Source organism: Beijerinckia indica subsp. indica ATCC 9039, assembly GCF_000019845.1.
In the GTDB taxonomy this organism is placed as follows: Bacteria; Pseudomonadota; Alphaproteobacteria; order Rhizobiales; family Beijerinckiaceae; genus Beijerinckia; species Beijerinckia indica.
The window spans coordinates 616,265-639,098 of sequence record NC_010581.1; the positions used below are offsets into that span (position 1 = coordinate 616,265).

The 22,834-nt window shown below is 59.0% G+C and carries 19 protein-coding genes; 7 read left to right on the forward strand and 12 right to left on the reverse strand.

What is annotated here, in order from left to right:
- The first annotated feature begins 202 nt into the window (after nt 1-202).
- The gene (locus BIND_RS02830; RefSeq protein ID WP_012383566.1) at nt 203-1,447 is read left to right on the forward strand and encodes an MFS transporter; all 1,245 of its coding nucleotides are present in this window, start codon (nt 203-205) and stop codon (nt 1,445-1,447) included.
- A 64-nt stretch (nt 1,448-1,511) separates the two neighbouring features.
- Here BIND_RS02830 and BIND_RS02835 read toward each other — a convergent pair whose 3' ends face one another.
- The 6 genes from BIND_RS02835 to maiA form a co-directional block, all read right to left on the reverse strand.
- Entirely contained in the window at nt 1,512-2,168 is a 657-nt protein-coding gene (locus BIND_RS02835; protein WP_012383567.1) for a class I SAM-dependent methyltransferase, read from the reverse strand.
- Between the two features lie 3 nt (nt 2,169-2,171).
- Nucleotides 2,172-2,822 (reverse strand): LutC/YkgG family protein, encoded by a 651-nt coding sequence (locus tag BIND_RS02840; RefSeq protein ID WP_012383568.1) that lies wholly within the window; start codon nt 2,820-2,822, stop codon nt 2,172-2,174.
- The gene (locus BIND_RS02845) at nt 2,819-4,285 is read right to left on the reverse strand and encodes a lactate utilization protein B (RefSeq protein WP_012383569.1); all 1,467 of its coding nucleotides are present in this window, start codon (nt 4,283-4,285) and stop codon (nt 2,819-2,821) included. The genes BIND_RS02840 and BIND_RS02845 overlap by 4 nt, the downstream gene beginning before the upstream one ends.
- A 5-nt stretch (nt 4,286-4,290) precedes the next feature.
- Complete coding sequence (locus tag BIND_RS02850; RefSeq protein ID WP_012383570.1) at nt 4,291-5,088, reverse strand: (Fe-S)-binding protein; 798 nt, start codon at nt 5,086-5,088, stop codon at nt 4,291-4,293.
- A 198-nt stretch (nt 5,089-5,286) separates the two neighbouring features.
- On the reverse strand, nt 5,287-6,969 hold the full coding sequence (locus BIND_RS02855) for an L-lactate permease (RefSeq protein WP_012383571.1): 1,683 nt from the start codon (nt 6,967-6,969) through the stop codon (nt 5,287-5,289).
- Nucleotides 6,970-7,135: 166 nt separating this feature from the next.
- On the reverse strand, nt 7,136-7,786 hold the full coding sequence (gene maiA, locus BIND_RS02860) for a maleylacetoacetate isomerase (protein WP_012383572.1): 651 nt from the start codon (nt 7,784-7,786) through the stop codon (nt 7,136-7,138).
- Nucleotides 7,787-7,861: 75 nt separating this feature from the next.
- Here maiA and BIND_RS02865 point away from each other — a divergent pair, with 75 nt between their 5' ends.
- Nucleotides 7,862-8,299 carry an SAM-dependent methyltransferase gene (locus tag BIND_RS02865; RefSeq protein ID WP_012383573.1) on the forward strand — a complete coding sequence of 146 codons (438 nt, stop codon included), beginning with the start codon at nt 7,862-7,864 and terminating at the stop codon, nt 8,297-8,299.
- Nucleotides 8,300-8,414: 115 nt separating this feature from the next.
- Here the strand turns inward: BIND_RS02865 and BIND_RS02870 are convergent, their stop codons facing one another.
- Nucleotides 8,415-9,800 (reverse strand): GntP family permease, encoded by a 1,386-nt coding sequence (locus BIND_RS02870; protein ID WP_012383574.1) that lies wholly within the window; start codon nt 9,798-9,800, stop codon nt 8,415-8,417.
- A gap of 631 nt (nt 9,801-10,431) precedes the next feature.
- On the opposite strand from BIND_RS02870, the gene BIND_RS02875 reads away from it, so the two are divergent.
- Complete coding sequence (locus BIND_RS02875; protein WP_012383575.1) at nt 10,432-11,970, forward strand: YifB family Mg chelatase-like AAA ATPase; 1,539 nt, start codon at nt 10,432-10,434, stop codon at nt 11,968-11,970.
- Nucleotides 11,971-12,062: 92 nt separating this feature from the next.
- Nucleotides 12,063-13,634 (forward strand): FAD-dependent oxidoreductase, encoded by a 1,572-nt coding sequence (locus BIND_RS02880; protein WP_012383576.1) that lies wholly within the window; start codon nt 12,063-12,065, stop codon nt 13,632-13,634.
- 40 nt (nt 13,635-13,674) lie between these two features.
- Here the strand turns inward: BIND_RS02880 and rpoN are convergent, their stop codons facing one another.
- The 5 genes from rpoN to BIND_RS02910 all read right to left on the reverse strand — a co-directional run bounded on the left by rpoN (nt 13,675) and on the right by BIND_RS02910 (nt 19,182).
- Complete coding sequence (gene rpoN / locus BIND_RS02885) at nt 13,675-15,255, reverse strand: RNA polymerase factor sigma-54 (RefSeq protein ID WP_012383577.1); 1,581 nt, start codon at nt 15,253-15,255, stop codon at nt 13,675-13,677.
- Nucleotides 15,256-15,788: 533 nt separating this feature from the next.
- A complete protein-coding gene (gene lptB / locus BIND_RS02890; protein ID WP_012383578.1) occupies nt 15,789-16,724 on the reverse strand; it encodes an LPS export ABC transporter ATP-binding protein in 936 nt (311 codons plus the stop codon).
- Between the two features lie 395 nt (nt 16,725-17,119).
- A complete protein-coding gene (locus tag BIND_RS02900; protein WP_012383580.1) occupies nt 17,120-17,758 on the reverse strand; it encodes an LptA/OstA family protein in 639 nt (212 codons plus the stop codon).
- The gene (gene lptC / locus BIND_RS02905) at nt 17,755-18,480 is read right to left on the reverse strand and encodes an LPS export ABC transporter periplasmic protein LptC (protein ID WP_012383581.1); all 726 of its coding nucleotides are present in this window, start codon (nt 18,478-18,480) and stop codon (nt 17,755-17,757) included. Before lptC ends, BIND_RS02900 begins: the two co-directional genes overlap by 4 nt.
- Nucleotides 18,481-18,567: 87 nt before the next feature.
- Nucleotides 18,568-19,182 (reverse strand): ribonuclease D, encoded by a 615-nt coding sequence (locus tag BIND_RS02910; RefSeq protein ID WP_012383582.1) that lies wholly within the window; start codon nt 19,180-19,182, stop codon nt 18,568-18,570.
- A gap of 320 nt (nt 19,183-19,502) precedes the next feature.
- On the opposite strand from BIND_RS02910, the gene metX reads away from it, so the two are divergent.
- From metX to BIND_RS02925, 3 genes are all read left to right on the forward strand, one after another.
- A complete protein-coding gene (metX, locus tag BIND_RS02915) occupies nt 19,503-20,735 on the forward strand; it encodes a homoserine O-acetyltransferase MetX (RefSeq protein WP_012383583.1) in 1,233 nt (410 codons plus the stop codon).
- Nucleotides 20,736-20,737: 2 nt separating this feature from the next.
- Nucleotides 20,738-21,385 carry a methionine biosynthesis protein MetW gene (metW, locus tag BIND_RS02920; RefSeq protein WP_012383584.1) on the forward strand — a complete coding sequence of 216 codons (648 nt, stop codon included), beginning with the start codon at nt 20,738-20,740 and terminating at the stop codon, nt 21,383-21,385.
- Between the two features lie 74 nt (nt 21,386-21,459).
- Entirely contained in the window at nt 21,460-22,827 is a 1,368-nt protein-coding gene (locus BIND_RS02925; protein ID WP_012383585.1) for an APC family permease, read from the forward strand.
- Nucleotides 22,828-22,834: the final 7 nt, after the last annotated feature.

Genomic DNA, 22,834 nt, shown 5'->3' on the forward strand with positions numbered 1-22,834 from the left:
TAGAAAATTATCGAAATCTTTTTCGACGCTTCGCGCTATAATCGGGGTTGAGGAGAGGGCGGTTTCCTGTCAGCACATCGGGGATGTGGAGTGCAGGTTGGCGGATCGCGGGGCTCGTTGATTGCGCGATCATGCCGTAAAATTGGCCGGTTTCGGATTTCGGACTTCACCTCCATCTTGCCTCGGATGAGACCATTAACTCATGCGCGATCTGATCATTCTTTTTTGTACGCGGAGTCTTCGCCTTTTCGCGTTTGGCCTTGTTTCTGTCATCCTCGTCTTCTTTCTCGCAGAACGCGGGTTCACGACGAGTGAGGTGGGATGGCTCTTGAGTTTGACCCTCATCGGCGATGCCGTGATTTCTCTCTTCCTGACGACACGAGCGGATCGCTGGGGACGACGGCGGACACTCATGGTTAGTGGCCTTCTCATGGTCGTCGCAGGCCTCGCCGTCATCACTACGGGAAATTTCTGGCTCTTGGCTTTGGCGATGACGATCGGGGTGATTAGTCCAGCCGGCAATGAAGTCGGGCCATTCCTCGCCGTGGAACAGGCCGCCTTGGCCCATATCGTCACGCCTCATCAGAGAACGCATTATGTCGCCTGGTATAACGTCGCTGGTTTCAGTGCGACGGCGCTGGGGGCTTTGGTGGGGGGAATTTTGTCCGGCTGGTGGCAAGGAAAGGGTGTGCCCGCTCTCTCGAGCTACACATATCTGTTTGGGGTTTACGCCGGCGTGGGGTTGCTCCTCGTCATTCTTTCCATGCGCTTGAGTGATGCTGTCGAGGTCGAACATAACCCGGTCAAGAACCGTGGCCTGATCGCCAATTGGACGGGATTACATGAATCGCGTTCGATCGTGCTTCGCCTGAGTGCTCTCTTCGCTCTCGATGCCTTTGCCGGCGGCTTTATCGTGCAAAGCATTCTAGCCTATTGGTTTTACTTGAAATTTGGTGCGACGAACACCGAGCTGGGCGGCCTGTTTTTCGCGACCAATATTTTATCCGGTATTTCGGCCCTGGTGGCGGTGCCTTTGGCCAGGCGTCTGGGGCTCGTCAACACAATGGTGTTCACACACCTCCCATCGAACCTGCTTTTGATGGCCGTCCCCCTCATGCCGAATTTCCAGCTCGCCGTGGGGCTTCTCTTGCTGCGCCATCTGATCTCGCAGATGGATGTTCCTGCAAGGCAATCCTATGTGATGGCGGTGGTCGCGCCTTCCGAATATTCAGCGGCGAACGGCATTACCGCGACAGTCCGTTCCCTTGGCTCCGGGCTGGCGCCCTCCCTGGCCGGTGGTTTGCTGAGCGTTGCTCCCCTTGTCAACGCGCCTATTTTTTTAGCTGGCGGATTGAAGATTGTATACGATCTGGCGCTGTATCGTGGATTCAGCCATATCAAGCCGCCTGAAGAAATTGATGCCAAAACGGGCTCCCGGCCACGTTGATTTGTCATGGACGCGGCTGATCCCGTGTCCTGTATTGTCTCTGACCGATCGTGGTCATGACAGATCACACGGAACGGAACCGCCAGACGCTGGTCTCCTTTTCAGAACTGTCCTCGATCGCGCGTGAAACGGGCACTCTGTAACGCGCCACACATTCCAGCTTTTCACGGGCGAGATAAGAGCGCCCCGGATCACCGATCAGGACGAGAGCGCCGCGTGTATGCAGCTTCTGGAGCCAGTCCGTGACGCGTGCCGCCATGTCGCGTTCGTAGGAAACATCCCCGGCAAGCACGACGTCCCAACCTTCATCGGTCCCGACGAGATCCTCTCCCCTTATCGTTAAGGCGACCGCATTCTCCGCCGCATTATGGTCGATGGCCGCAAGCGCGAAAGGATCGATTTCATTGGCTTCGACCCTTGCGGCTCCCGCCTTGGCGGCGGCAATGGCAATGAGGCCGGAGCCAGCGGCGAAGTCGAGCACCTTGCGGTTTCGGACCAGGCCGAAATTGTCGAGGATATAACGGGCGAGAGCCTGACCGCCGGCCCAGGCAAAAGCCCAAAAGGGTGGCGGCAATCGTATTCCATCACAAAATGCTTCCGCCTTTTCCCAAAGGTCGATCGCATCCTCGCTCATGCGCAAACGGATCTCCGGTACGAGTGGGACCGGAGACCATTCTGTATGTTGGATCACGAAATTCGTGGCGTCGCGCAGGGGGAGCAGGGTTCAAGCGCCTCCGACAAGGATGACATGCAGAAAGCGCGGACCATGCGCGCCTTTCACGAGCTGGCCTTCGATATCGGTGGTACCGCTGGCGCCCGTGACGAAATTGACATTGCGCGGGATCGGCTGTCCAGTGGCCGCTTGCACATAATCTTCGAGATAGCCAAGGATGCGCGCGGCCTCGATGATGACAAGATGATGCAGCGGAAAGAAATCGAACAAAGTGGGTGAATGTGGGCCCGAATGAAAGATCAATGTCCCGGTTTCGGCCACACCCCAGAGCGCCTTGCCAACGGCGACCGGCGTATCCGACTTGACCTCCGCATGGAGTGTATATCCCGCCCAGTCGAGGCTTGTGAGAAAGGGATCCGGCTGTAAAGCGATCTCTTTCGCAAGCCCCTGGGCTTTGAGATAACGATCGACGGCTTCAGGCACGTCGCCGGGCGTCGCGGCTTTATCGAGGCTTGCTCCGATCTTGGGAGACGTGAGCCTCTGCTCGAATAGGACGGGCAGGGCGCCTGCATCGAGAGCGGGCCGGCCGATGGCGGGATCGGCGACCAAGGTTTGGGCTTCCGCGAGGATCGTCGCGTCCTTTTCGGGCTTTGTGATAGTTGTTTGCCGGATACGGGCCAGAATGGCGTCGCGCGCGCTCATGCCTGTGACCTCGCTTTCTTGTTTTGATGCTGTTTCCATTCTTCCATGAAGGTCCGCGGCGCGGGTTTCGGAAAATCGCGATAGCGCGTCCAGCCGGAGGCCAGCGGCATTGAACTGATCCAACCCTGTTTGGCGAGGAGCCGCATGCCGCGCACGGCTATGGCGGTGCCGAGCCGATAGAGAAAGGGGTGGCGGGCGCCAAAGGACCAAAGACCGAGGGATTGGCGCACGACTTGTGGCTCGAGCCCCTCGCGCCAGCTTTTTTCGCGCCAGCCACGGAGCAAGGTCGGCAAGGGAATATCGACCGGGCAGACTGCCTGGCAATTGCCATTCAAAGTACAGGCTTCAGGAAGATCATGGGCCTTGTCGAGCCCGTCGAGCACCGGCGTGATCACAGAACCCATGGGGCCTGGATAAGCGCCGCCATAGGCATGGCCGCCGATCTGGCGATAGACCACGCAATGATTCATGCAGGCTCCGCACCGCAGGCAGCGCAGCATCTCCTCAAGACCCTCGCCCAGCATTTTGGTGCGGCCATTATCGACGAGGACGATATGAAATTCCTCTGGTCCATCGCGATCGCCGGGCCGTTTGGGGCCACAATGGAAAGTTGTATATTGAGTGAGATCCGCGCCGGTCGCCGAGCGCACAAGAAGACGCAGCAGCACCAAGGCATGCGGCATCGAGGGCACGAGCTTTTCAATGCCGGCGGTGACAATATGGACGCGCGGAATTGTCGTGGTCAGCTCGGCATTGCCTTCATTGGTGACGGTGCAAATGGCGCCCGTATCCGCGATGAGGAAATTGGCGCCGGAAATGCCGACATCGGCGGCAAGGAAACGGCCGCGCAATTCCTCGCGCGCGCTCGCGACCATGGATTCGATATCGTCGCTGTTTTGCGGCCGATGATGATGAGTGCGAAACAGTTCGGCGACTTCCTCGCGGGTCCGATGCAAAGCCGGCCAGATGATATGCGAGGGCCGGTCATGGGCGAGCTGCACGATATGTTCGGCAAGATCGGTCTCGACGCGGGTAATGCCCGCCTCTTCGAGAGCATGCGGCAGGCCGATTTCCTCGCCGAGCATGGATTTGGAGCGGGTGACGCTTTTGGCGCCGGCCTTGCGGCAGAGATCGACGACAATGGCACAAGCCTCGTCGCTGCTTGAGGCCCAATGGACCTTGGCGCCGGACCGTATGGCATTGGCTTCGAACTCGACGAGATAATGGTCGAGATGGCTGATGACATGATCCTTGATGCGTTTACCAAGATCGCGCGCCTGTGCGAAGCCCGGCCAGGAAGCGACCGCCGCCGCGCGTTTCACGCGTGCTGTATTCGTCGTGCGATCGATGGCGATTTTCAGGCTTTTGTTGTCAAGCGCCTCCCGGACGCGTTCGTCGAAAGGAATGGCGAAAGGATTGTCCGCGCGGGATGAGGTCGCGGACTCTGGATGCGTGAGGCTCATGGAACTCAGCCCTCCTCGCCAATGGCCGGGCCGGAGCCCATGCCGGCCAGAATTTCGGCGGTGTGAAAGGTGCGTGTCGCAGCGCCCCGCCGGTGCAGCTTGCCGGCCATGTTCAACAGACAACCGAGATCGCCGCCGAGCAGGAGGTCAGCTTTGGTGTCCTCGATATCGCGCGCTTTTTCATCGACAATGGCATTGGAAATGGCGGGATATTTGACGCAGAACGTGCCGCCGAAACCACAGCAAATGTCATGACCGGGCAGCGGCGTGAGGCTCAGACCCTCGACGGAGGCCAGAAGCGCGCGTGGTTGCGCCTCGACGCCGAGCTGGCGCAGGCCGGAACAAGAATCGTGGTAGGTCGCGCTGGTGTGCAAAGTCACGCCCTTCGGCCTGAAACCGCGCACATCGACAAGAAAACTGAGCAATTCATAGGTGCGGGCGGCCAAGGCTTCCGCGCGTTGTTGCCAGGCGGGATCGCCCTGGAACAAGGGAGGATATTTCTTGATCATGCCGGCGCAGGAGCCGGATGGCACGACGACATAATCAAAGGATTCAAACCCGGCAATGACATTGCGGGCCAGCGCGCGGGCATGATTGTCATCACCCGAATTATAGGCCGGCTGTCCGCAACAGGTCTGACTTTGCGGGACATCGACCAGGCAGCCGGCCTGTTCCAGCAAGGATATGGCGGCAAAGCCGATGCGCGGCCGCACGAGATCGATGAGACAGGTAACGAACAGACCCACCTTTGGCGTGCCGGAGGCTTGGTCCTGATGCTGATTGTGCGGGGAGGCGGCTTGCATGGCGGTCCATCTCGTTCAGAAGCGGATCGATAAGATCGCGGGCATTCATCTACCCGGGGTCTATCGTCTTCATTGAAACGCAGGGAGGAAGTTAAACGCCCGATCACGCGTCAATTAAAGGCGTGTGTTTCAACTTTATCGTGATGGCGGCCCTACGGGGCGGAGCCGCCATCAGGTTTGGATACGGGCTTTACAGGTTTAATGAATGACCGTCAGCGTGAACGGATAGACATAGGCCTGCAGCATGATGAAAATGCCGACGAGACAGGCGAGCACGATCGAGTGACGGAACACGAAGCGCAGGATCGTGCCTTCATGACCAAACCAATTGGTGGCGGTCGAGGCGACGACGATCGATTGCGCATCGACCATCTTGCCCATGACGCCACCGGAGGAATTGGCGGCGGCCATGAGAATGGGAGACAGGCCGAGTTGCTGTGCCGTCACCGTCTGCAAACCGCCGAACAATACGTTCGAGGCTGTATCCGAGCCGGTCAAGGCGACGCCGAGCCAGCCGAGCAGAGCTGCGAAGAAGGGATAGACTACGCCGGTTCCTGCGAAGGCGAGGCCCAATGTCGCGTCGAGCCCCGCATAACGTGTGAGGGTGCCGAGCGCCAGCATGGCGGCGATGGTGAGCAGGGAATAGCGAACGACCCAGAACGTCCGGCCATAAGCCTTGATCTGGGCAAGCGGGCCAAAGCCCATCAAAAAGCCGCTGATAATGCCAGCGAGCAGGATGCCGGTGCCGCTCATGGTGAGAATGTTGAAGCTGAACACCGCCGATTCGACCGCCGGTTTGAGGGCGACAGGCGGCACTTTCTGCACGAGCTGATGCAGGCCTTCGATCGTGAATTTCGGCAGGAACAGGTTATTGACCGGAACCTTGAAGCTTTCCGTGCCCCAAACGAAGACGATGGCGCAGAGAATAAGCCAGGGCATCCAGGCCTTGAAGAGATCGCCTTTCGTATAAGTGAGCCGGGTGGTTTCCGCCGGAGTCGCAGCGGCGCCCACAGAAACGGGGCGCAGGCTTACATCGAAGCGGTTGGCGAAATTGGCATTGGTCCAGATGCGCTTCGGTTGCCAGATCTGCAGGAAGCCGATGAGGCAGGCCATGCAGACGAGGGCGGCGATGACATCGACGAGCCAGGGCCCATGAAAATTGGAGACCAGGAATTGCGGAATGGCGAAGGCAAGGCCAGTGATCAGCACCGCCGGCCAGACCTCTAGCGTACCGCGGAAGCCGGCGAAGGCGGCCACGACCCAAAAGGGCACCATGACGGAAAAGAGCGGCAATTGGCGGCCGACCATGGCGGTGACCTGACCGAGATCGAGATTGGTGACGGCGGCCAAAGTCACGACGGGCGCGCCCAAAGCGCCAAAGGCGACTGGCGCCGTATTGGCGATGAGCGACAGGCCCGAGGCCGCGAGGGGCGAAAAGCCGAGGCCGATCAGGATGGCGCCGGTGACGGCAACCGGAGTGCCGAAGCCGGCGGCTCCTTCAAAGAAGGCGCCGAAGGCAAAGGCCACGAGCAGCAATTGCAGCCGCCGGTCCGGCGTCACATTGGCGATCGAATCCTGCAAAATGGCGAAGGACCCGTTTTCCACCGTCAAGCGATAGAGAAAAATGACATTGATGATGATCCAGCCGATCGGAAACAGGCCGGTCATCGCGCCGAGGAAAGCGGCCTTGGCCGCCATCACCGGGGGCATTGTGAAGCCGAGAGTCACCACGAGAAAGGCCAGGATGAGCGCGAGCACGGCCGCGATATGCGCCTTAACCTTGCTGAAAGCGATCAGGCCGAGCAAGCAGATGATCGGCAGCGAGGCAACTGCTGTCGAGAGCAATTGATTGTTGAAGGGATCATAGACTTGTTGCCACATAATACTTTCATTCCTCCCCTTGCCGCGCCTCCCGATGGCGCGATTGCTGTTCTTATGATTTGCTCGTCGATGAAGATCGATACTACTTTCATTCGGACTGGATTTTACGTGGATAATTTATTTTACCACGGGAGGCAATGCGGGAAAAAGGAGAGGAAATACGCTCTTAGGCCTGTTGCGGGGCACCGGGCTGACGCAGGGGATGGGCCGTGGCAAAAGCCTCGAGCGCCATGCAGCGGTCGAAAATGGCCGACAAGAATGGATAGGCCTCGAGTGTGCCGCCGAAAAGCTGCTGGCCGACGGCAAGGCTGATGACGGAAATATCGGCAACGGTCACACTGTCGCCGTGGCAGAACAGGCCTGTCTCTTTTTCCTGGGCGAGATGCGCCTCGATGGCTTCCAGGCCGAGGCCGACCCAATGGCGCGCCCAGAGCGTTTGTCCGGCCTCGTCGATATTGTAGGTTTTGGCCATGAAGCCGCGCACGCGCGGTGTGACGAGGGAATGGGCATCGCCAGCGGCGATCTGCGCCAAGGCCCGCGCCCGCGCGCGGCCGCGTGGATCTTTTGGCAGCAGGGGCGGCTCGGGATGAGTCTCGTCGAGATATTCGAGAATGGCCAGGGATTGGACGAGCGGAGGTCCGTCGCCGTCGATCAGGGCAGGCAGGAGCCCTTGCGGATTCACGGCTTTGTAAGCCGGTTCCTGCAATTCGCCGGTGAAAATATTCACAAAGATCTGTTCAGGCGCGAGGCCTTTGAGATTGAGGCCAATACGGACGCGAAAGCTTGCCAGCGAACGCCAAAAGGTAAAAATCTGCATGGGAGAGACTTCTGAGAAGGATGCGCGCCGCGATGGCTTGATTTTCGGCGGCGGGACGATCGAGGGATTATTCGAGTGGATGCAACTATAAGAGAGGGTGAGAAAGCTGTCGATCCACCGCGAAATTTCGATGCTTCGCTCGTGTTCATCGGCACCATCCATACGCCCTGGCATGAACGCGGCGATTGTCCGCGCCAAGGCGATGAGGCGGGGCCCGATTGCCGGATCGATGTCGACCCGCATTGGCGCGAGGCTTTGGAGGGCATCGAGGCCTATTCGCGCCTTCAGGTTCTCTATTGGATGAACGAGGCGCGCCGTGATCTTGTATTGCAATGGCCGCGCGGCGCCGAAAAACCATGCGGGACCTTTGCCTTGCGTTCACCGGTGCGGCCGAATCCGATCGCGTCTTCGATTGTCTTGCTGGTGCGAAGGGAAGGCACAAGTCTCATCGTTCGCGGTCTCGACTGCCGTGACGGCACGCCGTTGCTGGATTTGAAGCCGCATCGAGGGTGAGAGGGCTATAAGCAATTTTCGGTATATTTGCCGGAAGACGATATTTCATGAAGGCGATTGTGTCTTGCGTCCGGTGAACGCCCAAAAGAAAGTGTTTTCTTTTGGGCGTGTTTCTTCAGACCAAACCGGTGGCGTAATAGACGCCGATGATGAAGAAGACTGCACTGGTCTTCAAAAGGGCGATGACGAAAATATCATTATAGGATTGCCGATGGGTGAGGCCTGTGACGGCCAGCACGGTAATCACCGCGCCATTATGCGGCAGGATATCCATGCCACCGCTCGCCATGGCCGTGACGCGGTGCATGACTTCGAGCGGAATGCCGGCGGCATGAGCTCCGGCGATGAATTGGTCCGCCATCGCGGCCAGCGCGATACTCAGGCCGCCAGAGGCCGAGCCGGTAATGCCTGCAAGCGTTGTCGTGACGATTGCCGCATTGACCAGGGGATTGGGGATGGCCTGCAGCGCTTCGCGCACGGCGAGGAAGCCGGGCAGGGCGGCGATGACCGCACCGAAACCATATTCGGAAGCTGTATTCATTGTTGCAAGGAGTGCGCCCGCGACAGCCAGCTTCGATCCCTCCATGAAGCTTTTCTTGAGTGGTCGGAAAGCCAGAACCACGACCAGCAAGATGCTGAGAAGCAGTGCCCCCTCGAGTGCCCAGATCGCCGTGACCGTCGGCACTTTGGTGATGATCGGCGCGGTCAGGCCAGGAAGCGTGACCTCCTGCACTGGCCCGAAGAATTTCGGAATCAGCCCCGTGAGCACGATGTTGAAAACAAAAACGCCGAGCAGGGGGAGGAAAGCGATCAAGGGATGGGCGAGATGTTCCGTGGAGACCGGGGCGGGTTCGTTGATATGGCCGGTGCCATAGCCTTCATTGCCAGCGGAGCGACGGCGCCATTCGAGATAGAGCATTCCGGTGATGAAGATGAACAGAGAGCCGATCGTGCCAAGCCAGGGGGCGGCCCAGGAATTCGTCTGGAAGAAGGTCGTGGGGATGATGTTTTGTATTTGCGGCGTGCCGGGAACCGCATCCATCGTGAAGCTGAAGGCGCCAAGCGCCAGGGTCGCCGGGATGAGGCGTTTGGGAATACCCGCCTGGCGGAACATTTCGGCTGCGAAGGGATAGACCGCGAAAACCACGACGAACAGCGAGACGCCGCCATAAGTGAGAAGCGCCGCGACCAGCACGATCGACAAAATCGCACGTTGTGCACCGACGGCGTGAATGACTGTCGAGACGATCGACTTCGAAAAACCGGAAAGTTCGATGACCTTGCCGAAAACGGCCCCTAAGATAAACAAGGGGAAGTAAAGTTTGACGAAGACAACCGCTTTTTCCATGAACAAGCCGGTAAAGACGGCAGGCACGGAAGACGGTTCTGTCAACACGACGGGAATCATCGCCGCGATAGGCGCGAATAAAATGACGCTGAAACCGCGATAAGCAACAAATATCAGAAAAGCGAGCCCGAGTAGGGCAACGAGAATGCTCATGGTTTCCCTCCCTCACCGGCATTTTTTGAGATGACTGGGCCGGTTGGATTTTTTGATCAAACAAAGTGTTTTTATTTTCGGCGCTTCACGCCGTCGTTGTGTGTCCGATGAGGCCCCATGTTCACGGACTTACATCTCGCGCGGACAATTCGAAGGATCGCTCCATTTTCAGCAAGCAATCGATTCGATTTCTCCATAGCCACTTATTTCTAACGTTTATTTTTTGATATCACCATAGGTCGGTAGTAAACTTTCAAGCCCGCCTGTCCTCATCGGTGCAAATGACCTCTCCCTTTTTGGGGATGTCTCTCACGATTCATGCGGAATGCGGAACAGAACCTGCCCGTCTGTCATGCCGATACTATAATGTGTCGAAAAGCCTCAAAAATAATGCATAAACTATATTGATGCCTATTTATACAGAGGCCAGAAACAGCTTTATTTTTTCGTGTTCTTCTTCTTTCGTATTCCGTGTTCAAGGGATGAGCGAAACTTCGAGGCTGTTCCAGCGGCCGTTCCGGTTGCCGATGAAAGCCTGGGAGCCGTCATTTCGAGATTCTGGCGTAGGAAAGTCTTGGCAGAGGCGTCACAATTCAGTAAATGAATTACTTATCGAAATTTGGGGCTGTGCATGGTCGTCCGTATCGCCACCGTTGCCTTTGAGGGCATCGAGGCCCGTCCGGTCGATGTGCAGGTGCAGATCGCCAATGGCAATGTCGTTTTTGCCGTCGTGGGCCTCGGTGACAAGGCCGTGGCGGAATCGCGTGAGCGGGTGCGCGCGGCCTTGAATGCGTCGGGTTTGGCCCTGCCGGCCAAGCGCATCACCGTCAATCTGGCGCCCGCCGATCTTCCCAAGGAAGGCAGTCATTACGATCTGCCCATCGCGCTCGGCATTATGGCGGCGATCGGTGCCTTGCCGGCTGACGCGCTGGCCGATTACACGATTCTTGGCGAACTCGCGCTCGATGGCACGATTACGCCCGTCGCGGGTGTTCTGGCTGCGGCGCTTGCCGCCAATGCGCGGGGCCATGGGTTGATTTGCCCGCGTGAGTGCGGTCCCGAAGCCGCGTGGGCGGCCCGGGATCTACCGATCATCGCCCCGACATCGTTGATCCAGCTCGTCAATCATTGCAAGGGCACGCAAGTCTTGCAGCGGCCCTTCGCTGCCTTGCGCAAGGAGCCCAGCGACCAGCCCGATTTGCGTGAGATCAAGGGACAGGAAACCGCCAAGCGCGCGCTCGAAATTGCCGCCGCCGGTGGTCATAATCTCTTGTTCAATGGACCCCCCGGAGCCGGCAAATCCATGTTGGCGGCGCGTCTGCCTTCGATTTTGCCGCCCTTGAATCCGCGTGAATTATTGGAAGTCTCGCTCATTCATTCCGTGGCGGGCGATCTTGCTGGCGGTACGCTCACGGATCGGCGTCCATTCCGTGCTCCGCATCATTCGGCCTCGATGGCCGCGCTCGTTGGTGGCGGTGTCCGAGCACGCCCTGGCGAGGTCGCTCTCGCTCATCACGGCGTTCTGTTCCTGGATGAATTGCCGGAATTCCAGGCTTCGGTACTCGACAGCCTGCGGCAGCCGATTGAAACGGGCGAAGTCGCCATTGCGCGCGCTAATCACCGCATCACTTATCCGGCGCGCTTCCAGCTTATCGCCGCGATGAATCCTTGCCGCTGCGGCCATGCGATGGATCCGGGTTTTGCCTGCGCGCGGCAGCCCAATGCCCGCTGCATGGCGCAATATCAGGCGAAACTTTCAGGTCCTTTGCTCGATCGCATTGATCTGCATGTGGAAGTGGCCGCCGTCGCGGCCGCCGATCTGCTCTTGCCGGCCCCGGCGGAGGGATCTGCCGAAGTGGCGGCGCGGGTCGCCGAGGCGCGGGCCATCCAGCGGCGCCGTTATGACGCGCTCGATCTGCCGCAGATCGGTTCCAATGCGGCGGCTCCGGCAAAGATCATCGAACAGGTCGCCTCCCTCGATTCCGGCGGCCTGTCCCTGTTGCGGGAGGCTTCGGACCGATTGCATCTTTCTGCGCGCGGCTTTCATCGCGTCTTGAAGCTCGCCCGGACCATTGCCGATCTCAAAGGCGGCGGCTCGGTCACCGCCGCGCATCTTGCCGAGGCGCTCTCCTATCGCGGCGATCTTGCGCAGCGCCGCACTGCGGCTTAATGGCCTGCTCCAAATAAACGTGAAGGCGGTCCTCGTCATGCAACGCCGCGCCCATGGCGGCGTTTCCTTCCTATCCAATGGGAGGACTATCAATGCCGTCCAACGAGCAAGAAAATGCGGCAGTAAACACTCAAAAAACATGTGCCAAACCGCTGTTCATTGATCTGACGCATCCTGTCAAACTCGAAACGATCCCCGAAAACCAGATTGTCGAAGCCTGTCTTGGCGAGCAAAGCGCGATCCTGATCCGCGAGGGGACGACGCTTTCGATCCTGAGCGGCAAATGCACCCATGCTGGCGGCCCGCTCGCCGAAGGGCTTTTAATGGAGGGGCATATACGCTGCCCTTGGCATCATGCCTGTTTCGATGCGCATACGGGCGAAGCTTTGGCCGCGCCCGCCTTTGATCCGCTCGAGCGCTGGGCCGCGCGGATTGAGGACGGCATGGTGTTCGTCGATCACAAAGACAGTACCCCGACCCATGCCTTGCAAGCGGCGGCACCAAGCGATCCCTTCGTGATCGTCGGCGGTGGTGCGGCAGGATTTGCGGCAGCCGAGGCGCTTTACCATGAGGGCTTTGTCGGTCAGGTCGTGCTGATCTCACGCGAGGCCGCGGGTCCCTATGACCGCACGATGCTGAGCAAGGATTATCTGGGCGGCAAGCTCGGCGAGGATCAATTGCCCTTGCATAGCCAGGCTTTCGGTCAGGGCTCCGGCAAATCCGCTGGCCGGATCGATCTCGGCACCGAGGTCGAGCGGATTGATCGCGGCCGCCATTGCGTGGTCTTCGCCGATGGCCAGGAATTGCGTTATGCCAAGCTGCTCTTGGCCACTGGCGCCGAGCCACGCGCGCCGACCTTCCCGGGCTATAACCTGCCGCATGTCCATGTCCTGCGTTCGCTTGCCGATTGCCGATCCTTGATCGAGCATGCGGCCCATGCGCGTCATGTGGTTGTTTTGGGCGCGAGTTTCATCGGGCTCGAGGCGGCGGCGAGTTTGCGGGAACGCGGGCTGGAGGTCGATATCGTCGCCCATAGCGAACAGCCGATGGAGAAAACCCTTGGTGCTCAATTGGGGGAGACTCTGCGGGCCCTGCATGAGAATCACGGCAATCGCTTTCATCTCGGCCGTACCATTCTCTCGGTAGAACCAGACCGTGTCCTGCTCGATGACGGCACGGTGCTTCCGGCCGATCTGGTTCTTGTCGGGATCGGGGTGGAGCCGCGGCTCGATCTCGCCAAGGCGTCGGGGCTCGTCGTCGAAAATGGTGTGCTGGTCGATGAATTTCTGGCGACGAGCGATCCCGATATTTATGCCGCCGGGGATATCGCGGCCTGGCCTGATCCGCATAGCGGCCGGCGTATTCGTGTCGAACATTGGGATGTCGCTGAAAGACAGGGGCAAATCGCGGCAAAGAACATGCTGGGGCTCGCGACACCCTTCACGGATGTGCCGTTCTTCTGGACACGCCAGTTCGACTTTTCACTGAGCTATATCGGCCATGCTCCGCATTGGGACAGAATCGAGATCGACGGTGATCCATCGGCGGGCGATGGCACTTTGCGCTATATCGACCATGGCCAGGTCATTGCCGCGGCCATGATCGGGCGTGACGCGGAATGTCTGCGTGAACGCGAGCGCATGGAACACATTCTCGCGGCGTGAACGTGTATTTCATTTGCGGAAGTTGTGAGGAGGCGGGTGATTACAACGCCTTCTCACGGCGCCTTTCGACAGAGGATGGAATTTTGAGGCTGTCGCGATATTTGGCCACGGTGCGCCGGGCGATGTCGATATTGGCTTCCTTCAGCCGCGCGACGATCGCATCGTCGGAGAGAATGTCCTTGGCGCTTTCTTGATCGATCATCTGCTTGATGCGGAAGCGCACGGATTCGGCTGAATGGGCTTCTCCGCCATTATGAGCGTTGATCGAGGCGGTGAAGAAATATTTGAGTTCGAACAGACCACGCGGCGTGGTCATATATTTGTTGGAGGTCACGCGCGAGACGGTCGATTCGTGCATGCCGATCGCATCCGCGATGGTTTTGAGGTTCAAAGGCCGCAAATGTTCAACGCCCTTGGCGAAAAAGGCATCCTGCTGCCGGACGATTTCGCTCGAAACCTTCAGAATGGTGCGGGCGCGCTGTTCGAGGCTCTTCGTCAGCCAATTAGCGGTTTGCAGGCAATTCGACATGAACGCCTTGTCGGCTTCCTTGGCTTTGACCTTGGAAACGCGCGCCGCATAAGTGTGGTTGACGAGAATGCGCGGCAGGACATCGGCATTGAGCTCGACATGCCAGGAGCCATCCGGGAGTGGCCGCACGATGACATCGGGAACAACCGGCTGGATCGAACTTGAACCAAAGGCACGGCCGGGTTTCGGATCGAGCCGCCGGATCTCGTTCAGCATGTCGAGAATATCTTCTTCATCGACCTGACAAATCTTGCGGAGGGCCGCAAAATCGCGCTTGGCGAGAAGCCCGAGATGATTGAGCAACGCCTGCATGGCCGGATCGAGGCGGTCGCGCTCGCGCAATTGAATGGCAAGGCATTCGGAAAGGTTGCGGGCGCCGACCCCCGAGGGATCGAAGGTCTGAACGACACCGAGCATGCGTTCGACCCGTTGCACGGAGGTGCCGAGGCGCTGGGCAATATCCTCGACGGGATCGGTGAGATAGCCGACTTCATCGAGTGAATCGATCAAGGCATTGCCGATCAGCCGGTCGACCGGATCGGAGGTCGCGATGGCCAATTGGCCGGCCAGATGATCCTTGAGCGTCGCTTCGGCGGCGACATAGGCTTCAAGATTGGTCGCCTCGCCATCGCCATTGAGGCCGGATGTGCCTGACCAGGACGTGGCGGAAAGACCGGCTCCCTCAAGACCATAACCGTCGAGGCCGGCGTCATGATGGTCGCCGGGGGTCGGCGCGCGGTCATCATCGAAGGTGTTGGACAATTCGGTGCCGAGGCTTGCTTCCATGGAGCCGCGATCGGTGGCAAAAGACTCGGAATTCCAGTCGGCCTCGCTCGATTCGTTGAAGGCATGGCCTTCCGGATCGCCGAAATCATGGCCATCCTTTGCCTCATAAGCGGTGGAAAGCATGGGCTCGTAGGGCTCGTGCGCTTCCTCCGCCCGTTCGAGGAGGGGATTGCGTTCGAGTTCGTCCTCGACGAAGGCAGCCAGTTCCAGATTGGAAAATTGGAGCAGCTTGATGGCCTGCAAAAGCTGCGGCGTCATCACCAGGGACTGTCCCTGACGCATGACGAGTTTGGTTGAAAGCGCCATGGCATTCGGCTCCGAATTGCGCTGAAACATCTCGCCGACGGGCGGGTGTTTCAAGGGCTGTTTCAACAAAAGAAAGAGGCTGGTGCTCGAGGGTGGCGTGGAAGCGCCTTCGTCCAGGTCTGTTTCTTGCATATAGCATAAAACATATTGTGACCAGCGCTTCTATGAATTTTTTATCTCAAAAATCCCCCATTAGTGTCGTGCTATATCCTAAATTAACTTGGATTGAGAGCGTTACCGGCATCGAGCGCACAAGGTCACGGTTCTCCGGCAAAGAGGGGTTATCACAAATTATTACAACCCCTGCCAGTCTGTGAGCGTCACGGTTCCTTCCGCTGAATCGGCCGATTCGCCTAGAAAAAAGGCACTGAAGCGCCTGAGCGTCAAATATCGATCCTGAAAGCGAAGGGCCTTTCAGGATCGACACGCGAGGTTTTTCGAGAAAATAAGGCTCCGGAACCGTTTCCGGGCGGGGCGGCGGCTTTCCGCCGAACCTTTCGATCGCGATAGGTCGTGATCAGAAAGACTTGGTATTACAGCCGGAAATCGGCGCCGAGATAGAAACGGCGCACATCCTCATGCGCCACGATCTCGTCGGGCGTGCCGTCGGTCAGGACATGGCCGGAATGGATGATATAGGCGCGGTCGATGAGGCCCAATGTCTCGCGCACGGCATGATCGGTAATGAGCACGCCAATGCCGCGTTGGGTCAGATGCCGCACCAGCACCTTGATGTCATTCACCGCGATCGGATCGACGCCCGCGAAAGGTTCATCGAGCAGCATGAAGGCTGGCTTGCCGGCGAGGGCGCGGGCGATTTCGCAACGCCGCCGCTCGCCGCCCGAAAGGGCGATGGAGGGTGATTTACGCAGCCTTTTGATGTCAAATTCATCGAGGAGGGATTCGAGTTCCTCGGCGCGTTTGTGTTTGTCGGGCTGCGAGATTTCGAGAACGGCGCGGATATTGTCCTCGACGCTGAGCCCCCGGAAAATCGAGGCTTCCTGCGGCAGATAGCCAACCCCCAGCCTGGCGCGCCGATACATGGGCAATGGCGTGACATCATGGCCATCGAGGAAGATATTGCCTTGATCGGGCCGGATCAGACCGGTGATCATATAAAAAACTGTGGTCTTGCCGGCGCCATTGGGGCCGAGCAGACCGACCGCTTCACCGCGCCGGACGTGCAGGCTCACATCCTCCACGACCCGCCGGGTTTTGTAGAATTTGCGCAGATGCGAGGCGGCCAGGACCCCCTCGCTGGTCTCGGGGTTCGCGTGTTCCGAGAGGGTGCTGGTCACAAGGTTGGGCGTGTCGATCACGGGCTCGAACAGATCCGGGGCTGGTTCTTCCTCCATGAGCCATTCACCGCCATAACCGGCCGCTGCGGCTTCCACCGTGCGGCTGCTGCCCGGTGCCTTGAGGGTGGTGATCCATTGGCCGAATCGTCTGAAAGAATAGGAGGATTTCATGTGCAAGCCGCAGGCTCTCCCTCACAGCGGACTATTTTCCGGGCGTCTCTCTTTTCATCGAAAGACGCCAAATCCATGATCCGGCATTTACCGATCTGGTCCTGGCCGATAGCCTGTGGATTCAGATCGAGGCTTTGATCAATGCGTGTCGAGAGAGGAGGTGTAGCAATAAAGGTGCGCACCGAACCGTGAATCGTCCCGGAAAAAGGAAAACCCGTCCGCCGCAACATTGCCCTTCGCCTGCGCCTTCCTTGTTGTTTCCTTGGTCTCGGTCTTTTTCCTGGGACTTTTTCCGTTGGAAAGCCCAGGCCTCGAGCGAGACCCTATCCTTTAGAAAGCACGAAAAGACCCGGCTGACAACATGCTCCCGCTTCGGCTTCATGCTGGCGTCAGATTCAGGGTTTTGGCGCCGCGGGCTTAGCGGGAGCTTCGGCAGACTTGCTGTCACTGGGGAGGAACAAACTCCTGACATGGCCAATGACCACCGCCTGGCTGGTGTGCAGGTCATAGACGAGCTTGTCGCCCTTGGTGACATTGGGCCCCTGTGTCAGCGTGACATTGCCATTGAGCGTGACCTTGTTTTCGGCCTTTTCATAAACGCCGCTGTCGCCGGTGCCCACCTGATCCTTCGAGATCATGACGACGGCATTCGGTGCTTCCATGCGTCGGACTTGGTCTGAGCCGGTGCCGCCGGCGCTATTAGCCGTGCTCCCCTTCGGCACCAGATAAATGATGAGCGTCGAGGTTTTGAGGATGGTTTCACCCTGGGTCGCGACCACATTGCCCGTATAGATGAGCTTTTGTTCCTTATCGAAATAATCGAGCTTGGTCGCCTCGATATTGACAGGTTGGTGGCCATTGCCGCCGGGCAGAACGCGTCCCGCGGAAGGATCGGCGGGCGCTGGTGCGGCAGGCTTGGCCGCGACCGGAGGCTTGGCGGCAAGGCTTGTCGGTGACAGACCCATTTGCAGGAAAAATAATCCGATGAGGGCAGGGCGCCACCAAGCGTGTCGCAGAAGGGCGATAGGGCTCATGGCTGACCTCCCGCTTGGGGAGCCTCCGCCGGGGCCTCGCTGTCGAAATGCGAGAACACGTTTCCGGCGAAGGTAATATGATGGCCATTATCTTCCAGGTGCATGCTATCGGCCTTGATGATTCCGTCCTCGATCAACACTTCGACCTTGTCCCAGCCATCGAGGATTCCAGGTTTCATATAGATTTCGGAGCGCTGCATCCGCATGTCGTAGCGGCCTATATTCTTGATACGGACCTTGCCGGTGAGCTGAACGCGATCGATTTTGCTATCGTAAACACCAGTTTCGGCAGTAATGTGAGCATTCGATTTATCTTCCATGCCGAGATCGCTATTTACATCCGTCAACGTGACGATATTCGGCTGAACGATATTCTGAACCGCTTTCGCGGCGCGGATGGCGAAGGGTTGCCCATTGGTCTGCAGGCCCGTGATATTGGGCGTTTCGACCGTGATCTTGCTGCCTTCAATATCGACGCGGCCGATTGAAATATTACCCGGAAAGTGGCGGAACGGGTCGAAAACCGTCATGACGAAAATGCCGAGGCCGATGACGACCGGTACGATGATGAAGGCGCGGCGGAGCCAGCGCACCCGCGATGTATGCCGATTGGCCGCGGCGAAATCGCCGTAAACCAGTTTTTGCTGACTTTGTGGCCCCTTGCCCTTTGCCCCTGAAGAGGCGGGGCGGAGCCATGCGGAGCGGCCATCGGAATCGCTCATCGGGACCCTTCGCGGCAAGGAACACGGACATCATCGGCGGTCCTGGGCGAGGGCGCCGGTCTTTGGCGGGGATCTCTCCAGGGAAAGTCAGGCATGTGAGAAAATGTCGGTTTCCGCCCAGCCAGCGAGATCGAGCTTGGCGCGAGTCGGCAGGAAGTCGAAACAGGCTTGCGCCAATTCGGTGCGATGCTCGCGCTCCAGCATGCCATCCAGCTTGGTGCGCAAGGCGTGTAGGTGCAGGACGTCCGAAGCGGCATAGGTCAGTTGCGCGTCCGATAATGTGTCGGCGCCCCAATCCGAGGATTGCTGCTGTTTCGAGAGATCGACACCCAAAAGTTCCCGTGCAAGATCCTTGAGGCCATGGCGGTCAGTATAGGTCCGCGTGAGCTTCGAGGCGATCTTGGTACAATAAAGCGGCGTTGTCATGGTTCCGAAGGTTTTATAGAGAACCGCTATGTCGAAACGCGCGTAATGGAACAATTTGGTCACATTGGGATCGATCAGCAGGCGTTCGAGATGGGGCGCGTGCGTCTGGCCGGGCTTGATCTGCACCAGATGGGCCTGGCCATCTCCGCCCGAAAGCTGCACGAGGCAGAGCCGGTCGCGATGCGGCAGAAGCCCGAGGGTTTCGGTATCGACGGCGACACTTCTACCGAAAGATACGTTTTCCGGAAGATCGCCCTTGTGAAGATGAATGGCCATGGAACTCGGGTTTGCGAGAAAGGAAAGCCGTGAGGCCGACGGACGGCCCCTGAAGGGTCCGAGCTTTCTAGATAATGTACGAGAGAGGCGGGATCGGACGCCACTTTCGGTCTATAATCCAAAGCAGCAGAGGGGGGAAGACCGGCGCCGAAAGGTCGATTTTACCACGCCGCGACCATGCCCCCTTTGAAAAGACCCGGCTTCCCGAGAGGGGCCTGCGCGGGGCTGTTGCTTTGGAGGCAAGCACGACTATTTCTTGTTCTTGACTTCAACCGGCCGGGACACCTATATACCGGACGTTATGTTCGCCATATCGAACGATGGATGCAAGGGTGACTGTGGCCCAGACCACCAAAGCGGCCAGTCAGCGCGAGGCCGACGAGCCGCATAGTCTCGTTGTCCGGTTCGGACTGGACCAACCGCTCGCCATGGATGCGGGCGTGAGCCTTGCGCCTTTGACCATCGCCTATCAGACTTATGGCACGCTGAACGCCGACAAATCCAACGCCATTTTGGTCTGCCATGCGCTGACCGGCGATCAGCATGTGGCGAGCGACCATCCGATCACCAAGAAACCCGGCTGGTGGTGGATCATGGTCGGACCCGGCCGGCCGATCGATACCAATCGCTATTTCGTGATTTCCACCAATGTCGTCGGCGGCTGCATGGGCACGACTGGCCCGGCCTCGCTCAATCCCGCGACGGGGCGTCCTTACGGCCTCGACCTGCCGCTCGTGACCATCCGCGACATGGTCAATGCGCAGGCCATGCTGATCGATCATCTTGGCATAGAGACTTTATTTTGCGTGGCCGGCGGTTCGATGGGCGGCATGCAGGTGCTGCAATGGGCGGCAAGTTTCCCGTCCCGCGTCTTCGCCGCCTTGCCGATCGCCACCGCGGCTAAACATTCCTCGCAGAATATCGCCTTTCACGAAGTCGGCAGGCAGGCGATCATGGCCGACCCCAATTGGTGTCAGGGCCGCTATCTGGAAGAGGGCGTGTTTCCGACCAAAGGGCTTTCCGTGGCCCGGATGGCGGCGCATATCACTTATATGTCGGATGAGGCTCTGCAGAGCAAATTCGGCCGCAAGCTCCAAGGACGCGAGGCGCCGACCTTTTCCTTCGACGCGGATTTCCAGATCGAGAATTACCTGCGCCACCAGGGCACGAGCTTCGTCGATCGGTTCGACGCCAATTCCTATCTCTATGTGACGCGTGCCTGCGATTATTTCGATCTTGCCGCCGATTACGGCGGATCGCTGGCTTTGGCCTTCAAGGGCACGAAAACAAGGTTTTGCGTCGTTTCCTTCCAGTCCGACTGGCTCTATACGACCGCCGCCTCGCGCGCCATCGTCCATGCACTCAATGCCGGTGGCGCCTCGGTGTCCTTCGTCGATATTGAGACCGATCGCGGCCATGACGCCTTTTTGCTGAACGAGCCGGAATTCATCGCGACCACGCGCGGATTTCTCGACGCAGCGGCTCGTGCCCGCGGCCTACCGCCGGCCAAAGGCTCGTCCAGGACAGAGTCGCCAGAAGAGGAAACGCTCTAGCCATGGCGGAAGGCCAAAATTCCAGGAAGCGCCGCGCGGCCTTTCCCGCCCCACGCGTCGATGAATTGCTGATTGCCGATATGGTCGAGCCCCGTAGCCGCGTGCTCGATGTCGGCTGCGGCGATGGGACCTTGCTGCATCTGTTGAGCGAGGACCGTGGTGTCGATGCGCGCGGCATCGAACTCTCGCAGCGCGGCGTCAATGATTGCGTGGCCAAGGGCCTCTCGGTGATTCAGGGCGATGCCGATACCGATCTCGAAGGCTATCCAGATGACGCCTTCGATTATGTGATTCTTTCGCAGACTTTGCAGGCGACACGGCGGCCGCGCCAGGTTTTGGAACATATGCTGCGCATCGGCCGCCATGCGATCGTGTCCTTTCCCAATTTCGGTCATTGGCGGATCAGGGCGCAGCTCGCTTTGCTCGGCCATATGCCGATCACGCATAATCTTCAGGCGCCCTGGTACGACACGCCGAACATCCATTTCTGCACGATCAGTGATTTTTTAGCGCTCGCGCAGACAATCGATGCGCGAATCGAGCGGGGCATAGCGCTCGGGCGTTTCGGCACGCCCTTGCGTTTCAGTGAACCCTGGATCTGGAATCTATTCGGTGAGCAGGGCGTGTTCCGGCTGACGCGGAAGGAATAGGGGGGCCATCGCGCGGGGAATGGCCTGTGCATGGGATGCGCAGGCGCGAGGGAGCGAAGAGTGGCGGACCCGGAATGACCGACGAAGGCGGCCTCGGCCTGAAACCCGATGCGTTGAGCTTGCCCGAAGCCGTCATCATGGGGATTGCCGGAACCGCTCCGGCCTATAGCATGGCGGCGACGACGGCGACGCTGATCGCTGTCACGGGGATCCTGGCGCCCGCGAGCCTGCTGATTTGCGGGTTGGTCATGTTTGGTGTGGCCTTCGCCTTTCTGCATTTGACGCGGCTCGATCCGAATGCCGGTGCTGCCTATATCTGGGTCAAACAGACACTCCATCCGGTGCTGGGATTTTTCGCGGGCTGGGCGATGCTGGTCATGTCCGCCCTGTTCATGGTGTCCGGCACCGTGCCCGCCGCCACGGCCATGCTGCAGATTCTCGCGCCGGGCTTTGTGCAGAACATGATGGCCGTGACCCTTGTCGCGGCATTCCTCATGATTCTGATCGGGCTGATCGTGCTGAAAGGGATCAAGCTCTCAAGCCACTTTCAGGTCATCCTGACCTTGATCGAGGTGGGAATCGTCGCGGGTCTCATCATTGCGGCTCTGTTCGCCTCTTTTGCCCATCCGGCGCATGCTTTGAGTTTCGGCCTCCTCCTGGGACAGGATTTCACGCCCTCTCTCTTCGTGTCTGGTGCCCTGGTTGCCGTTTATTTTTACGCGGGCTGGGACGTCACCGCGAATCTGAATGAGGAGACGCGCAATCCTAAACGGAGTGGAGGAGTGGCTTCCGTTCTCGCGATGCTGGCCTTGATGCTCATGCTGATTGGGTTCAGCGCCGCTTGTCTCTTGACGCTGAGCGATGACGATATCCAGAAGGCCGGCACCGATATTGTGACCACTGTCGCGGCCAGGATCTTGCCCGCGCCTTGGAGTTCCCTGGCCGTGATCGCGGTCGTCCTCAGCACGATCGGGACGCTGGAAACCAATATCCTGCAATTCACGCGCACGCTTTTCGCCATGGCGCGGGACGGCGTCTTCGCCCGGCGTTATGCCAGGGTCCATGCGGTCCATCAGACACCCTGGCTTTCAACTGTTCTGGTGACGGCGATCGGCTTGGGACTGCTGCTTCTTTCCTCTTCTTTCTCGAGTGTCAGCGCGATCATGAAGGCATCGGCCAGCGCGCTCGGCTTTCAGATCGCCTTCTATTATGCCCTGAGCTGTCTCGCCTGCGCGTGGTGTCTGCGGAGGGGCTTCCGCTCGTCGCAGATCCTCCTGACAGGCATTCTCTGGCCGCTGATCAGTGCCCTTTTCCTGTTCGGGGTCGCCATTGGCAGCCTACCGACTTTCGATGGCGTCACCTTGTTCGTCAGCTTGGGCAGCCTCGCTTTCGGGGCCGTGCCGCTCTTGCTCAGCCGGATGCGTTCAGCCGCGAAAGCCTGAGCGCCCG